Source organism: Telmatospirillum siberiense, assembly GCF_002845745.1.
Taxonomy (GTDB): domain Bacteria; phylum Pseudomonadota; class Alphaproteobacteria; order Rhodospirillales; family Magnetospirillaceae; genus Telmatospirillum; species Telmatospirillum siberiense.
On record NZ_PIUM01000016.1, the window covers coordinates 19,118 to 34,812 of the forward strand.

Consider the following 15,695-nt stretch of genomic DNA (forward strand, 5'->3'; position numbering starts at 1 on the left):
AGACCCTTCATCTTGCGACAGTGAACCACCGCAGACGGATTTCGTCGACACTCTCCCTTCCGGACCGAAAAGGCCCCCAGCCGTCCGACGACAGGCGCGACGCCATTAACGATAAATATATGATTTAATTACACATCCATTGGTTGCGTGAAAAACCACAACCCTAGATTTATTTTTTTTCATAAAATTTGCCTGATTTTTTATCCTTATCCGTACTAACAACATGAAGTGCTTCGTCATCGGATCGAACGAACTTTTTTTTTGGCGTATCGCCAGCGGAGGGAAGCATGCCCGTCATATCCACGAATAACGCCGCCAACGCTTCGTTAAATTATCTGAACAACAACTCGTCCAAAGAGACCAATCTTCTGTCCCAGTTGGCCAGCGGCGGGCGCATCGTGCAGGCGTCCGACGACGCCGCCGGCCTCGCCATCGGCACCCAGTTGCAAGCCAGCGTCACCGTTTATAACCAGGATGCGACCAACGTCAGCCAAGGCACCGCCATCCTGCAGTCGGCCGACGGCGCCCTGGCGCAGATCAGCAACGTCCTCCAGCGCATGATGGCGCTGGCCACCGAGGCCGCGTCCGGTCAGGTTACCAACAGTCAGCGCTCCGAAGACATCAATACGGAATATGTGCAACTCAAGAGCGAGATCAGCAGCATCGTCAGCAGCACCACTTATGCCGGCAAGACTCTGCTCTCCGGCTCCTTCCTCAGCAACGTGAAATTCCTCGTCGGCACCCTGTCGTCCAACTTCATCACCATTTCGGTAGCCTCGGTTTCCGTCGCGGGTCTGCTGGGTTCCAGCGGTTCGACGGTAAGCACGGCAGCCACGGCATTGGGCGCGATCAACAAAATCAACTCGGCGATCAATACGATCACCAAGGACCGTGCCAAGATCGGTGCTTATGAATCGCAGTTTTCCTTCAGCAGCCAGGTCATCGCCACCAACACGCAGAACATCTCAGCGGCCGCCTCGGTGGTTCTCGACGCCGACGTCGCCTCGGTGAAGTCGCAGTTGTCCTCGGTCGACGTGAAGACCCAGGCTTCCGTCGCCGCCCTGACCCAGGCCGCCCAGTTGCCGTCGGAATTGCTGAAGCTGATCCAATCCTAACCGCGACGACCTCAAGGGCATGCTGAAAAGGGGTTGAAGCGGGACCGGCGGCAACGTATCGGAGGGTTGCCGCCGGTTTTTCCCTTGAAGACTTTCTGTCACAGAACCTTCGCTTCACCGGCCGGAGGTCCGCCTCTACGATCTTCCAGTTTCACTGGGGATTTCAACATCATGATACGTCTTTTCGCCACCGCTGCCGTTGGGTTGGCCTTGTCGGCGACGCCCGTCCTCGCGGCCCCGCCTCACAACGTCATCCTTTTCGTTCCAGACGGATTGCGTTCCCTGATCGTGACGCCGGAAACGGCGCCAGCCTTGGCGGCGCTCCGCGATCAAGGCGTCGCGTTTCCCAACAGCCATTCGCTGTTCCCGACGTTCACCACGCCCAACGCCTCGGCCATGGCGACCGGCCACTATCTGGGCGACACCGGGGATTTCAGCAACACCATCTATACGGGCTATCCGGTTCCCGGAGCCGGCAATTCGGTGACCCCTTTCCTTGAGAGCGATCCCGTCCTCGGTGACGTCGACGAGCATTTCTCGGGCGATTATCTGAACGAGACCACGCTTTTGAAGGCGGCGCGAAACAAGGGCTACAACACCGCCACCATCGGAAAGCTGGGGCCGGCGCTGATTTTCGATCATACCGAACGCAGCGGCGAGAAAACCGTGGTGATCGACGACCAGACAGGAACGCCGAAAGGCATTCCCCTTTCATCCTGGCTGACCGAGAAACTGACCGCCGCCGGTTTGCCCGTCGCTTCCCCGACCCGTGGCGATAACGGCAAAGCCGGCAACGCGACAACCGCCGGAACGACGACGGCCAACGTCGATCAGCAAAAATATTTCGTCGATGTCCTGACCAAGGTGGTTCTGCCGAAATTCAAGCAGGAGGCCAAACCTTTCGTCGTCGTCTATTGGTCGCGCGACCCGGATGGCACGCAACACAATCAGGGCGACAGCCTCAATCAGTTGACGCCCGGCATCAACGGCCCGACCTCGATGGCCGCCATCCGCAATGCCGACGCCAATCTCGCGGCCATCCGCCAAAGCCTGAAAGAACAAGGTCTGGACCAGACCACCGATATCGTGGTCAGCGCGGATCATGGGTTCTCGACCATTTCCAAGCAAAGCCGGACCAGCAGCGCGGCGCAAGCGAGCTACGCGGATGTTCCAAGCGGCTTCCTGCCACCGGGATTTCTCGCCATCGACTTGGCCAATGCCCTTGATCTTCCCCTGTGGGACCCGGACCAGGACAATGCGCAGATCGACGTCGGCAAGCATTCCAAATTTTCCAACGGCCTGATCGGAACCGACCCGAAGAAACCGGCGGTTGTGGTTGCGGCAAACGGCGGTTCCGATCTCGTCTACCTGCCCCCGCCGGTCGATCGGCGCCTGGCCGCGAAGGTCGTCAAGGCCCTGATGGATCAGGATTACGTCAGCGGCCTGTTCGTCGACGACTCCCTTGGAAAATTCCCCGGCACCCTGCCGTTGAGCTCAGTCAATCTGAAAGGAACGGCCATCACTCCGCTGCCGGCGATTTCGGTCAATTTCAAAAGCGTCTCGACCGGTTGCGCACATCCCGAACTCTGCACCGCCGAGGTTTCCGACACGGGGTTGCAACAGGGCCAAGGCATGCACGGCAGCTTCAGCCGAGGCGATACTCATAATTTCACCGCCGCGATCGGTCCCGACTTCAAGGCCGGCTACGTCGATCCGGCACCGGTCAGCAACGCCGATGTCGGCAAGACGTTGGCAGCCCTTCTTCAACTCGACATTCCCAACCATGGCAAGCTGATCGGCCGGGTGATCTCGGAAGCGTTGCCCGGTGGCCATGAACCGTCCCACGTGGCCAAGGAGATCAGCTCTCCCCCCAGCCCCGACGGCTATCGGACCGTCTTGCGTTATCAGCAGGTCGGCAATACCCGCTATTTCGACGCGGCGGGCTTTCCCGGCCGGACCGTCGGCCTCGACGACACCCCCTGAAACACCACCCTCGCCCGGAACGACAAGAAATCCGTTCCGGGCGAGGGAACCCGGCCGAGCCGGCAGCAGCCGGAAGAAAAGGCGTCAGGCAGAGTATTCCGGACCTTATTCAAACGTCCGCCTCCTTGCCCAATGCGGCACTGATGACCGTCTTCAAGGTTGTGAAGTCGAACGGCTTGATCACATAGCCGTTCATTCCCGCATCGAAACAGCGCTGGCGGTCACGGTCATAAGCATTGGCCGTCACGGCAACGATGGGAATGGCCGACGCTGGACCGGGAAGCCGGCGGATCCGCTCCGTCGCCTCCAGCCCTCCCATTTCCGGCATCTGCAGATCCATCAGAATAAGATCGAAGGATTGGATGGTGACGGCCTCAAGCGCCTGACGACCGTCTTCGACACAGAACACCCGGTGCCCCCATTTTTCCAGCAAAGCCGTCGCCACCTGGCGGTTGACCACATTGTCCTCGGCCAGAAGGATATGCAGCGAACCCAATTCGTCGTCCACCTCGGCCTTGATCCGCGCCGGAGCCGCCTCTTCGGTCGAGCCCCCTGATTTGTAAGGCAGAACGAACCAGAAGCGGCTGCCGATACCGGGATGGCTGTCGCAACCGATCTCGCCGTGATGCAATTCGACCAGACGACGGCAGATCGCCAATCCAAGACCACTACCGCCATACCGGCGGCTAATGGAGGAATCGGCCTGACTGAAAGATTGGAACAAACGTTGCTGGATTTCCTCGGACATGCCGATGCCCGTGTCGCTCACCTGGAAACGTAACAATATGGGATCGTCCGGCCGGGCCACCTCCACCGTCACGCGGACCCGTCCCCTGTCGGTGAATTTGATGGCATTCCCAATCAGATTGAGCAGAATCTGGCGCAGCTTCGCCGGATCCCCCATCACATTGCGAGGCACGTCGGTGGCGGCCTCATAGACGAGTTGCAGATGTTTTTCCTCGGCACGCGCCGACATGAGAGCCAGAACGGAGCGTACGACCTCGAACAGGTCGAAGCTCACCGTCTCGAGCTCTATCCGTCCCGATTCCAACTTGGAAAAATCAAGAATGTCGTCGACCAGGGACAGAAGGCCGCGGCTTGATTGCCCGATGGTTTCCACATAGGACCGCTGCTGTTCATCAAGTTGTGTATCGAGCACGAGCTGCGTCATTCCGATCAACCCGTTCATCGGCGTACGGATTTCGTGACTCATCGTGGTAAGAAATTCCGATTTGGCAAAACTGGCCGACTCGGCCTTCAGGGATGCCCGCCGCAATTCGTCGATCAGCCGTTCGTTTTCAAACCTCAGGATGATGGTTTGGGTCAGCGCCCGTTCGGCGCTGCGCCCGGAAAGCAGCATGACGAGCAAAAACACCGCCGCCATGCAGGCCAAAAGCTGCAGCGATCTCTCGCCCGAGAGAGCGAAAGGCAGGATCAGACCGCCCATCGTCGGGATGGCGAAGGACAGTTGTGCCAATGGGCTGGCGGAGAGACTGGCAACCGATGCCGCGGTCAGTCCCGTCTGGATGATGGCAAGAAAAAAACCATAGGTCGGGTCATGGGGTACGAAGGTCAGCAATCCGAAGATCAGCCACATCAATCCGGACAGAAAGGTATTGGCGGTCAACGCCGCCTCCCACGCGCCGAGTTTGATGTCCCGGGACGGAGAACGCCAATAGACGGGCAGCATCGCCATTCTCAGCAAAGCGACGGCAACGAAGGCGAACATCCATTGCCAGACCCTTGTCCCATGCACCTGAGCTGCACCGCAGGTCGCCAGAAGCGCGACGAGGGTCCCGGTGGCCGCGGTGAAAGGCAGATTGCGGGCTAAAACATGCAATCTTTCAGCCCGAACCCGAGCCTCAACCGTAACGGGAATGATCGACATGCGCCAATCCAAATCGTTCGAGAGATCGCATTATGAAGAACATGCGCCCGATATGCCACCCTCGCCGCTTCGCTTTGGCTTTACCAGGCAATCCATAAGCTTTTACATTGATAGGCAACTGTGGTCGGTGTCGCGAAAACTACAGAACTGTTTCTTATGTGAAAAAAATGTACTATCTTGTAAAAAAAAGAAACGCGTTGCCATTGATAGGCTTGGGGCTGTAGCGTCCAATTCTCGCCCCTCTCCCCGATCAAGACGACGCGCTTGCTCAAAGGGGCGGGTGCGAAGGCTGATGGATCGCTTTACCGTGTTCGAGACATTAATCTGCGCCAGCACCGCGCTCGTCCTGTCCGAGCGCCTTTCCACCCCGTCCCGGAACGCGTATCCATCGCGTCCGGCTGTTCCAATTCCAGATATCGCGTGTCGAAAATTGTGATTGGCCATCGCGCAAATAAACCCGAGCAGCGAAGTGTTGCCATCGTCGATGGAAATCAGCGCCATCGGGAGCAGCTTTCCGACGCGCTGCTGTCTTTCTATACGGTCCATTCCTATGCCGACAGCACCAACGCCCTGATGGGTTTGGGCGTGACCCGGCCCGGCCTGGTGCTAATCGGGGAGTATGTCCCGCCGTCGAGCGGGATCAATTTTCTTCGGGCGATGCGTTGCGAACGGGAACTTGGCCACACGCCGGTGGTGTTCGTCTCCGACAACGGCGATCCCGACGTGCTTGCCGGGGCGCTGGCGGCCGGGGCCAACGACTGCATCATCAAGCCCTACCGGCGCAGCGCCATGGTCAAGACCATCTCGGCCCAACTCAATACCAAGGTGGAACGCTCCTGGAAGGAACTGCCGCTCGTCGCGCGCAATGCCTTGCAAGATACCCTGACCTTCTACAACAGCATTGCCGATATCTACGACCAGTCGCTGCCGATCCAATACGGCGCCGTGGCGGAAAGCTGTTCCGCCCTGGTCGACGCCGTCACCACCAATCAGTTTTCCGGTATTCTTGCCGGCGTGCGCGAGCATGACTACATCACCTACGCCCATTCATTGACCGTGGCGACGCTGCTGGCCCTGTTCGGCCATTCCATCGGCCTGCCCCGCGCCCAGCAAATTCTGCTGGCGAGTGGAGGGCTGCTCCACGACGTGGGAAAGATCTCGATCCGCCATTCCATCCTCAACAAGGTCGAGAACCTCACCGAAGAGGAATGGGAGATCATCCGAAGCCACGTTCCCGCAGCGGTCAACTTCCTGCGCTCCAGCCCCGAAATGCCGAAAGGCGTCGTCACCATCGCGGCCCAGCATCATGAACGATTGGACGGTTCGGGCTACCCTCGCGGCTTGGCGTCCGGACAACTCAATGAACTGGCCCGCATGTCGGCCATCGTCGACATCTTCAGCTCGATGACGGACCACCGCATCTATAAGCCGAAAATGACGGCGGAAGCCGTACTGAAGACGATGACCAATGATATGGCCGGCCAGATCGATCAGGATTTGCTGGCCAGGTTCCGTGAAGTCTTCCTGGACACCATGCGCGGGAAACAGATGTCATGAGCGATCCGATCCTCACGGAACAGCATATTTCCGATCTGGTGCGGGGCTTTTACGCCCGGGCCCGAGCGGACGATCTTTTGGGACCGATGTTCGCCGCGGCTATCGACGACTGGGAGGGGCATTTCAAGATCGTCGAGGACTTCTGGTCCCATGCCCTTCTCGGCACCGCCCGCTATCGCGGCACGCCATTCGGCCCCCATATGCGCCTCCCCATCGAACTTGAGCATTTCGGCCGGTGGCTAGCCCTATTCACCATGACGGCGGAAGAGGTGTTGCCGCAGCAGGCGGCCCCGTTGGCAATCGCCAAGGCCAGGCATATGACCGAAAGCTTCAAGGCGGGTCTTTTCCCCTGGAAAGACGCCGACGGCAATCCGTCACGGCATATGCCAAAGCGCCCGTGAAGCGATTCGTACCCACCGGAGGGACCAACCCTTTCCGAAAGTAATAATCAACGCTATTCTACCGAAGATATCGATACACAAGGAGAGTCTTCGGTGTTGGTGGGATTGTCCAATAACGACCGGCCTGTCCTCGCTGCGGGCAAGATCGGCCGCAACCTTGGCCCACGGAGCCGGGAGGCACCATGATCGGACGCTTGGTCCGCCTGGCGCGCTTCCGCCTTCTCCAGATGACGCCTTTCGGGCTTTTGCGTCAAATCGACCGGCCAGGCGAACGTCGCGCCGCCGGGATGGTTCTGCTTTCCACGGGCATGGCGATCATCGTCATCTGGGTGATCGCCGCCGTGGCGCTTCATCAGACGAGAAGCACCGCCATCCGAGACCACAAGAACGACCTCGAACGGTTGGCGCGGGTGGCAGAGGAACAGACGCGCAACGAACTGACGAAAATTCAGCTTTTTCTGTCTCTTGCCAACATCTACTACCAACAACATAAGGGAATCGATCCACGGCATGACCCCGAATTGAATCTGTTCGTCCGACAATTGGACAGCATTTCAAAAGTCCCCGTCGATATCCATCTGGTCACCACCAAGGGAGACCTTTATGCGGCTGGCGGCGACGAAACCGCTCCGCTCACCAATGTCGCCGACCGGGACTATGTCCAGGCGCAGCGGGATCCGGAAACCCGGGGGCTTTACATTGGAAAACCGACGGCCAGCCGGATCGACGGCCATTGGGTTCTCCCCATGTCCTACCCGCTCTCCGGCTCGCCCGGAGATATCCTCCTGTTATCAGCCGATATCGACAGCCTGTCTCTCGAAAGACATTATGAAGCGGGCCGTCCGAGACCCAACGGCTCCATCCTTCTCGCCCACCGTGACGGAACGCTCCTGCTCCGCGTCCCCGCTCAGCCGTTTGTGCCAGGTAGCTCCCTCATTCAAAGTAGCGTATGGAAAATCGGACTGAAAAAGGATCTTCAGGGCGTGCTGGAAATCGAGCAATCGTTGATTGATGGAAAACCCAGATTGACCGCGTTCATCGCCTTCCAGGATTTTCCGCTGGTGGTGATGGTCACCGCGCCCCTCGAAGATATTCTGGTTCAATGGCATAAATTTCTGGGCGTCGTCGTCAAGATCGGGGCGCTATTGACCGCCGTGGTCCTTCTGCTTGCCCATCATCTGATCCTGCGGATCCGGGAACTGTCGGTCACCCGCGACGAACTGGAGCAGATGGCTCAGACGGATCCGTTGACGGGATTGTTCAACCGACGCCAGTTCTGGATTCTCGGCGCCCGGGAAATTTCACGCATCACCCGTTATGATCGCCCGCTTTCCGCATTGGCGATCGATCTCGACCATTTCAAAAAGATCAACGATCGCTTCGGTCACGCCGCTGGTGACGACGCGTTGCGCTGGTTCGCCGCCAATCTCAAGGCATCGTTACGCCAATCCGACGTGGCTGCCCGGCTGGGCGGCGAGGAATTTTCCGTCCTGCTTCCCGAGACCACCATCGACAATGCGGAGCGACTGGCCGAACGCATCAGGCTGGCCCTCGCGGCGACCTGGGTTTCCAGTGGCGGTCAGACTTTTCAAATCACGGCCAGTTTCGGTGTCGCCGGCACCGACGACAACCAGACGACGCTCGATCATCTTTTGGCGAAAGCCGACCTCGCTCTGTATCAGGCCAAGGATGGCGGCCGCAACCGCACCGTCGTCGCCGTGGGCGAGCATGTGGACGAGGCCCGGCATGCTCGATAATCGCAGTGAGGCGTCGGATCAGGGAAAGACCGAAGCATCTCCCTCTTTTGGCACCTTGCATCCGCGGCTTCTCAAATATCTGTTCGGCCAGCACATCCTGAGTGGTCTCGCCGTCTCGACCGGCGTCGGCATCGTCAGCGCGATGGTGGCCTTCTGGTTCGGGTTCGAACCGGCCATGGTCGCCGGATCGGGGGCCATCTGCGTCAGTATCGGCGACCAGCCCAACCCCTTGGCGGTCAAGGCGAAAACCATGACCGTCGCCTGGACCGTGGCGGTGCTCGCGTCGTTCGCGGCCGCCGTGACCGCCCACCTGCCCTGGGCGGAAGGAATGACGGTCGTCTTTTTCGGCTTTGTCGCCGGCATGCTGCTGGGCTGGGGACGCTGGGCAATTCCTCTCAGTATTCTCACCATGCTGTCCATCGTCTTCACGCTGGGCGCCCCCATCGCCGACCTGGCCGAAGCGCTCCGTTATGAAACCTTGTTCGCGGCGGGAGGCGCCGGTTACGTGATCGTCGCCCTGGCGGTGACCCATTTGCTGGGGGCCAGCGGTCGCCGCCTCGCCGTCGGTGAATGCATGCGGGAATTCGCGGCCTACCTGCGCGCCGTCGCCGGCCTTTACGATGGCGACGGCGACCCCGCCACCGTCTATGTCCGTGTCGTCGAACAGCAGGCAGCCTTGTCCGACCATCTCCAGACAGCCCGGATCCTGGTGTTCAGCGGGCACCGCAGCGATGTGGTGATGCGCCTGGCGGCGGCCCTCATCGTTCTGCTCGACAGCCTTGACGCCATCGTTTCCTCGAACGCCGATCACGCGCCCTCCCGATTGATCGCCAAGGCCGCGCCGGTCGCCCTCAGGGTAGCCGCGCTGGCCCGGCTGCTCGCTTCCGATCTCGACCGATTGGCGCTCGATCTCCTGGCTGGGCAGGAGGGGCTTTCCCTGCCCGATCGTCAGGATGTTCTGTTCGCCATCGCCGAGGAAACCACCCGGTTGAACCAGTCGGGTGGATTGGATCGTCGCACCCTGCGCGCGGTCCGCATGACCCGCTCGCGGTTTGCCTGGGTGGCCAATCATCTTGCCCGCCTGCCCTCCGTTCTGGCCTCCAGGAAGGCAGCCGACGCCATCCTCGACGACGTCGACCTGAATGCCTTCGTGCAACCGCAAAGTCTGTCGCCCGCCATTCTCCGGCGCCATTTCCATCTGGCGGCTCCGGTATTCCGCCACGCGCTGCGCCTTGCCATGTCCCTGGGAACCGGTTACGCCCTGATCGCCCTGGTCCCGGACCTGCGACACGGCAACTGGATCCTGCTGACCATCGCCGTGATTCTGCGGGCCAGCTACAGTGTAACGCGCCAGAGACGAAACGACCGCCTGATCGGCACCGCCATCGGTTGCGTCATCGCGGGAATTCTGTTGTGGAGCGCGCCGGCGCCGGTGCTGCTCACCGTGATGCTGCTGGCGGTCGGCACCGCTCACGCCTTCGGCCGCGTCCAGTACCGGGTTACCTCGACCGCCGCCTGCGTCATGGCGATTCTGTCCCTGCATCTGCTCGATCCGGTCGAGGCACCGCCCGTCCTGGCCCGTTTGCTCGACACCGTCATCGGCACGTCGATCGCCTATCTGTTCAGTCGCATCCTGCCCCGCTGGGAACATCAGGACGCACCGCAAATGATCGCGGCCCTGCTGCGCAGTACGGCGCGTTATGCCGACCAATGCCTGCAATGGGGCACCTCGCAGCAATCCTACCGACTGGCCCGCAAGGATCTGATCGAATCGTTGGGCGCCTTGAGCGAATCGGCGGCCCGCATGAAGGGCGAACCCGAGGTCGTCCGCACCATGTGGCCGCATTACGGCCGTTTGCTGGCCGCCTCCTATACGACCGCGGCACAAATCGTCACGATCCGTCTCCTGATCCGCAACCGAAGAGCCGAGCTTGATCCCGCCCGCTGCGCCCGGCTGCTCGACGACACCCGGCGCGATCTGCAGCCCGTCCTCGATCCGGCCGTCGCCTTGCCTCCCGACCTTCCCGTCGACGAGCGGATCGCCGATGCCGGAGCCGAGGCCTACGAGGTCTTGCTGCTGCGCTGCGCCGAGGTCCACCGCGCCGCGACGGACCTTCGCCGGCTGGCCGATGCGGGGCTGACGGACCCCGGTTGAGCTTTCAACGGTCAGGTGCCGCGTTCGAGAGCGGCGGCCATCCGGGAAACGACGGGACGCCAATCGCCTGCATCGTTCTGACGGAACAGCACCGCGGAGGGATAGCAGGCCGAAACCTCCCCGTCCCTCCCCCATTTCCAATCGCTGGGATGGGAGAGGGGAATCCAGACGGGCTTGCCCATGGCACCGGCCAGATGCGCCACCGAGGTATCGACGCTGATCACCAGATCGAGTTCCTCAATGAGGGCCGCGGTATCGGCGAAGTCCCGGATCTCGGAGGTCGAATCGCCCAAGATACCGCTCCAGGCCGAAGCCGCGATGGTCTCCCGGGCCACTCCCATCTGAAGACTGTGCCAGACGATATCCGGCAGAATGGACAGGGGCGCCAAATCGTCAAGGGACAGGCTGCGTTCGCGGCCGTTGGGGCTGTCCGCGCCGGCAGCCCAGACCAGACCGATCGATCGGGACGTCCCCGCGCGCCCTTTCGAGGGCCCGACGGGCAAGTAGGGCGCCGTCATCCCGGGATCGGGCTCGCCCAGCAGATGGGGAAGACTGGCCAGCGGCGCCTGGCAATCGAAAGAGGGCAAAGCCCCATCTGGCGAACAGACATCGTCCACCCCGCTCACCGTCGCCGCCAGGCGCGTCAGGGACGGCTGCAAGACGGCTGTGACATGAACGCCCCGGGCTTTCAAACGGGCGGCGTATCGCAGGAAAAGTATGGCGTCGCCCAGTCCCTGATCGTTCCACAGCGCAACCCGCCCGGCTCCCTTGTGGTCGGCCGACCACAAGGGCAGTTCGGCAAGAGAGCCGGGAATTCGGCTTAAGTTGGCACGCCATTGAAAATGCTCGAACCCTTCGCCCCAACGGCCCTGCTCCAACAGCAAAGCGGCGAGATTGAAATGTGCCTGCCGCGATTCGGGCGATTGGTTAAGGGCCTCGCGCAGACAGATCTCGGCTTCCGCAAGACGCCCCAGACTCCGTTCGGCCTCGCCGAGATTGGTCCAGGCGTCGGCCAGATGCGGCGTGATCCGTAATGCGTCCTGGTACCGGGCGCGCGCGTCGGCCATCGCGCCCCGGCGAAAGGCGATATTGCCCAGATGCAGAAGCGCTTCGGCGTCCCGTGGGGAAACCCCGAGCAACTTTTGCAAAAAAAACTCGGCCTCGCCGTCCCGCCCGGTATCGATCAACCCCATGGCGAGGTTGCGACAGGCGTCGACAAAATCGGGAGAGAGAGCCACGGCCTGCCGCCATTGAGCGATCGCCTCCTCCAGCCGTCCGGTCCTTTGCAGGGCGAGGCCATAACCGTAGGCGACCTGCGAATGGCCTGGCAGGGCGTCCCGCAGAACGGCGAAATATTGGACCGCCATTTCGGGATGTCCGCCATCGAGAAGAGCCGTCACCAGAGCGAAATAGCCCTCGTAATGCCCTTCCGATTCGAGGATGCCATGGGCGGTACGCACCGCCCGTGGCAGATCCCCGGATGAAATGGCCGATATGATGGCCGCCCGCACTGTTCGATCCATAACTTTTCGCCCCTTCCGCCTTGGCGCCGCCAGCATATCAGGCGACGGATTTCGGGCAATCCGGGGATGAGGCGTCGATCGCCGGGCAATCGGTTGAACGCGCGCGATTTGGAGGTTCCCGACGGCCATGGTATGAGGGACGGCATTTTCATACCGCCGCGCCAGGGCGGACGGACGGGAAAAACAACGTGAACAGCAATCAGCTCGTCGGCGTCAAACCTCAGCTCACCCAGCATCATGGCTGGGGCCTCTATGCCTATCACCTGACCAGGAGACTTCTGGAACGCGGCATGACGCCAGTCCTGTTCTGCGAGGCCCCGCCCGATCTCGGACCCGAGGCGGCGGCGGCGGTGCAGGCCGCCATCAGCCACTATCATCAGGCGATCCTGCCGGTGCTCGCCCAAATGTCGGCGCAGAACAAGACGATGTCGGCGCCCTTTCCCGTACTCCATGCCTTGTTCAACGATTTCGCCCTTTCCCCCTCGGTCATCGACATCGGCCCGCAGGACGTCGGCTCCATTTTCTTCGAAAGCCGCGGCTTCACACCGGAAGGCCTGGAACGGGCACGGCGATTCCGCCGGATCATCGCGGGCAGCCACTGGAACGCCGAGGTGCTCCGGTCGCTGGGATTGCCCGACGTGGCGATGTGTCATCAAGGCGTGGACGGGCGCGTCTTCTACCCGGGACCGCGCGGGGACCGCTTCGGCGCCGACCGATTCGTCGTCTTTTCCGGTGGCCAGCTTCATCTGCGCAAGGGGCAGGACATCGTCATCGCCGCCTTCGCCGCCTTTCATCGCAGGCACCCAGATTCACTTCTGGTGAGCGCCTGGCATTCGCCCTGGCCGGCGACGGCCGCCAGCCTGACCCGCTCCCCCCACCTCAAGTCAGTACCCGCGTTGCGCAACGACCGGCTCAATCTGGTACCCTGGGTCGTTGAGCAGGGGCTGCCGGCGGACGCCTTCATCGACCTGGGTGTGGTTCCCAACCATGCCCTGGGCGATCTTCTACGATCGACCGATGCCGCGGTCTTTCCCAATCGGGGAGAAGGCGGCACCAATCTTCTGGCCATGGAATGTCTGGCCACGGGTCTTCCCACCATCCTGGCCGACAACACCGGACAGCGGGACCTTGTCGCCGCCTTCGACGCCTATCCCTTGCGTCGGCAGGCGGCCGTCGATCCCACACTGTCGAAATGGGACATGTCCGATTGGGGAGAATCCTCGGTCGAGGAAGTGACGGCCCTCCTGGAGGACATCTACACCCGGCGCGATGAGGCCCGGACCCGTGGACAGGCCTGCGCCACCGCCATGCGGGACTGGGATTGGTCGGCCAAGGCGGACGCCATCATCGACGCCATCATCGCTTCCTGACGGGCCGGAAAAGCCGATTGCCGGGCGTCAGCCCGCCTTCTTTTCCGGCATATCCTCGAGCGCGTTCAGCAAAAGAAGAGCCAGATCGTATTCCGGCCAGCTGCCTTGCCGCTCAAGGCGCGACGCCCGCTGATGGATAATGTCTTTGGCGACATCGAGGCCGTGACGCTGCACCAACTCGGAAGCGGCTTTCGCCGTTTCGCTCAATACGAAATTCATTCTTCCCTCCAAACATGACCTCCCGCTTTTTCAAGCCGGAATGGCGTGTCCGGTTTCAAGCCGCCGGGACTGATCGAGCGCATTTCAATCGAGTCGCAATGCGGTCCGATAAAAAGCCTAGCTCCGTCCGGTTGCTGGAATATTTCGCCATTGCGTCATGTTGGTAACACGTGTTTCCAAACCATGTTTCTCAACCTGGAGAGATAAACCGCCCCGAGCCGTTGTGTTGATTTGCCAGACGACACGTAAAGCGACACTCTGTTCGAGGGGCGCCGATCGCCAACAGGCCGGAGGGGGCATGGAAGCGTTCAAAATTTCCCGAAAAGAAAAGCGCCGGGCATGGGCAACCGCCATCGCCTTGACGGTGGTTTCGGCCTGCGGCCTAGTTTACGGCAATGTCGCCGCCCCCCTCGTTCCCGCCTTCATCGGATGCTTCGGATCGGCAATTCTGATCATGAGTTGCACGACCGCCTACCTCCTTTATGGCCAATCGCGCCTGCCGGGCCAAAGCAGCATCGCCGGACTGTCCGGCGCTTATCTATTTTCAGGGATTACCGGGTTCGGGTTCGTATTGACCCTTCCCGGCATTTTCGGTGGCGATCCTTTTCCCGGCAGCGGACCGCAAACAGCCGCCTGGCTCTGGATGTTCTGGCATGGCGGTTTTCCTTGCCTGGTGCTGCTTTACCTAGCCATCGATTCCGGGCGTTTGCGCGTTCCGGGCTATGGTGGACGGATCCTGCCGCTGAGTCTGGGCGGTGCCACGCTGGCCATCGCAATCGCTTTTTGCGCCGCACCGTGGCTTCCGGACATCGTGGTGGGCGTTTCCTACAATTTCGATCCGGGCGCGGCGCCCTGGGTTTTCGTTCTCATCGTCGCCACGGGCGCAATGGCCCGCGTCTATTGGCAGACGCGCGGCCGGACCACCATCGAAATGGCCCTGGTGCTGGCGATGTTCGCCAACGTTCTCGATATTCTCGTCACCATGCGCGGCGGCCAGAGATTCAGCGTCGGCTGGTATCTCTCCAAGTTCAATTCCATCCTGGCTTCGGGATTCGTTCTGGCCGCCTATCAGCATGATCTCGTCCTCTTGTCGACCCGTCTCTTCGAAGCCAACCGCCGTTTGGAATCCCTGGTCGGAATCGACGGCCTGACCGGCATCGCCAACCGCCGCCGTCTCGATGAGCATCTTGAGCGCGAGTTGCGCCGGATCAGCCGCTCCCTGCGACCGTTGGCCGTCCTCCTCCTCGATGTCGATTACTTCAAGAAGTATAATGACACTTACGGCCATCAGAAGGGTGACGAGGTGCTGCGCCAGATCGCCGGAATCCTTCAGCGCTTCGCCAACAGGCCTTCCGACCTCGCAGCCCGCTTCGGCGGCGAGGAATTCTGCGTCATCCTGGGCGACACCGGTTTCGACGAGGCCGTCCTGCAGGCAAGCCGCGTCCTTGACGCCATCCGGGCCATGGCCATTCCCCATGATTTCGCCACCGAACGCGGCGTGGTCACCGTCAGTATCGGCGTCGCCGCCTGCGAGGATCTGTCGGGCAAGACGACACCGGCGGAAGTCCTGGAAGCCGCCGATATCGCCCTCTACGCCGCCAAGAACCAGGGACGCGACAGATTGGAGACGACCCGGGCCGCACTGGGGATGGGTCCCGGATATCAGGGCAGCTCCCTCATCCATTAATAAGGAAAAATTACCTTTTGAAAGGTACTTGCCCTTGCCC

General features: G+C 61.1%; 11 protein-coding genes. 8 read left to right on the forward strand and 3 right to left on the reverse strand.

Annotation, left to right across the window (positions count from 1 at the left end; all coding sequences use genetic code 11):
* Positions 1–287: 287 nt before the first annotated feature.
* Together CWS72_RS14240 and CWS72_RS14245 are read left to right on the forward strand one after the other, a co-directional pair.
* Positions 288–1,115, forward strand: a complete 828-nt coding sequence (locus CWS72_RS14240) for a flagellin (RefSeq protein WP_101251293.1) — start codon at positions 288–290, stop codon at positions 1,113–1,115.
* Positions 1,116–1,286: 171 nt separating this feature from the next.
* A complete protein-coding gene (locus tag CWS72_RS14245; protein WP_101251294.1) occupies positions 1,287–3,098 on the forward strand; it encodes an alkaline phosphatase family protein in 1,812 nt (603 codons plus the stop codon).
* Between the two features lie 109 nt (positions 3,099–3,207).
* On the opposite strand, the gene CWS72_RS14250 is transcribed toward CWS72_RS14245, so the two are convergent.
* Positions 3,208–4,986, reverse strand: coding sequence for an ATP-binding protein (locus CWS72_RS14250; protein ID WP_101251295.1), 1,779 nt, complete (start codon positions 4,984–4,986; stop codon positions 3,208–3,210).
* A gap of 420 nt (positions 4,987–5,406) precedes the next feature.
* Between CWS72_RS14250 and CWS72_RS14255 the strand changes: the two genes are divergently transcribed.
* The 4 genes from CWS72_RS14255 to CWS72_RS14270 all read left to right on the forward strand — a co-directional run bounded on the left by CWS72_RS14255 (position 5,407) and on the right by CWS72_RS14270 (position 10,856).
* Positions 5,407–6,543, forward strand: coding sequence for a response regulator (locus CWS72_RS14255; protein WP_146002754.1), 1,137 nt, complete (start codon positions 5,407–5,409; stop codon positions 6,541–6,543).
* Positions 6,540–6,944 (forward strand): group III truncated hemoglobin, encoded by a 405-nt coding sequence (locus tag CWS72_RS14260; RefSeq protein WP_101251297.1) that lies wholly within the window; start codon positions 6,540–6,542, stop codon positions 6,942–6,944. Before CWS72_RS14255 ends, CWS72_RS14260 begins: the two co-directional genes overlap by 4 nt.
* Positions 6,945–7,126: 182 nt before the next feature.
* Positions 7,127–8,701: a sensor domain-containing diguanylate cyclase gene (locus CWS72_RS14265; RefSeq protein ID WP_101251298.1), complete on the forward strand. Its 1,575-nt coding sequence runs from the start codon at positions 7,127–7,129 to the stop codon at positions 8,699–8,701.
* Positions 8,691–10,856, forward strand: coding sequence for an FUSC family protein (locus tag CWS72_RS14270; RefSeq protein ID WP_158240654.1), 2,166 nt, complete (start codon positions 8,691–8,693; stop codon positions 10,854–10,856). The genes CWS72_RS14265 and CWS72_RS14270 overlap by 11 nt, the downstream gene beginning before the upstream one ends.
* An 11-nt stretch (positions 10,857–10,867) precedes the next feature.
* Here CWS72_RS14270 and CWS72_RS14275 read toward each other — a convergent pair whose 3' ends face one another.
* Complete coding sequence (locus CWS72_RS14275; protein WP_158240655.1) at positions 10,868–12,379, reverse strand: tetratricopeptide repeat protein; 1,512 nt, start codon at positions 12,377–12,379, stop codon at positions 10,868–10,870.
* 188 nt (positions 12,380–12,567) lie between these two features.
* Here CWS72_RS14275 and CWS72_RS27805 point away from each other — a divergent pair, with 188 nt between their 5' ends.
* Positions 12,568–13,749 carry a glycosyltransferase family 4 protein gene (locus CWS72_RS27805; protein ID WP_158240656.1) on the forward strand — a complete coding sequence of 394 codons (1,182 nt, stop codon included), beginning with the start codon at positions 12,568–12,570 and terminating at the stop codon, positions 13,747–13,749.
* Between the two features lie 27 nt (positions 13,750–13,776).
* Here CWS72_RS27805 and CWS72_RS14285 read toward each other — a convergent pair whose 3' ends face one another.
* Positions 13,777–13,968: a hypothetical protein gene (locus CWS72_RS14285; protein WP_101251301.1), complete on the reverse strand. Its 192-nt coding sequence runs from the start codon at positions 13,966–13,968 to the stop codon at positions 13,777–13,779.
* Positions 13,969–14,266: 298 nt separating this feature from the next.
* Between CWS72_RS14285 and CWS72_RS14290 the strand changes: the two genes are divergently transcribed.
* Positions 14,267–15,655 carry a sensor domain-containing diguanylate cyclase gene (locus tag CWS72_RS14290; protein ID WP_158240657.1) on the forward strand — a complete coding sequence of 463 codons (1,389 nt, stop codon included), beginning with the start codon at positions 14,267–14,269 and terminating at the stop codon, positions 15,653–15,655.
* The last annotated feature ends 40 nt before the right edge of the window (positions 15,656–15,695 follow it).

Excerpts from the sequence above, each read along its gene's own strand:
- CWS72_RS14265 (WP_101251298.1), top strand. The coding sequence starts at position 7,127 with ATGATCGGACGCTTGGTCCGCCTGGCGCGCTTCCGCCTTCTCCAGATG.
- CWS72_RS14290 (WP_158240657.1), top strand. The coding sequence starts at position 14,267 with ATGGAAGCGTTCAAAATTTCCCGAAAAGAAAAGCGCCGGGCATGGGCA.
- CWS72_RS14275 (WP_158240655.1), bottom strand. The coding sequence starts at position 12,379 with ATGGATCGAACAGTGCGGGCGGCCATCATATCGGCCATTTCATCCGGG.
- CWS72_RS14250 (WP_101251295.1), bottom strand. The coding sequence starts at position 4,986 with ATGTCGATCATTCCCGTTACGGTTGAGGCTCGGGTTCGGGCTGAAAGA.
- CWS72_RS14240 (WP_101251293.1), top strand. The coding sequence starts at position 288 with ATGCCCGTCATATCCACGAATAACGCCGCCAACGCTTCGTTAAATTAT.
- CWS72_RS14245 (WP_101251294.1), top strand. The coding sequence starts at position 1,287 with ATGATACGTCTTTTCGCCACCGCTGCCGTTGGGTTGGCCTTGTCGGCG.
- CWS72_RS14285 (WP_101251301.1), bottom strand. The coding sequence starts at position 13,968 with ATGAATTTCGTATTGAGCGAAACGGCGAAAGCCGCTTCCGAGTTGGTG.
- CWS72_RS14260 (WP_101251297.1), top strand. The coding sequence starts at position 6,540 with ATGAGCGATCCGATCCTCACGGAACAGCATATTTCCGATCTGGTGCGG.
- CWS72_RS14270 (WP_158240654.1), top strand. The coding sequence starts at position 8,691 with ATGCTCGATAATCGCAGTGAGGCGTCGGATCAGGGAAAGACCGAAGCA.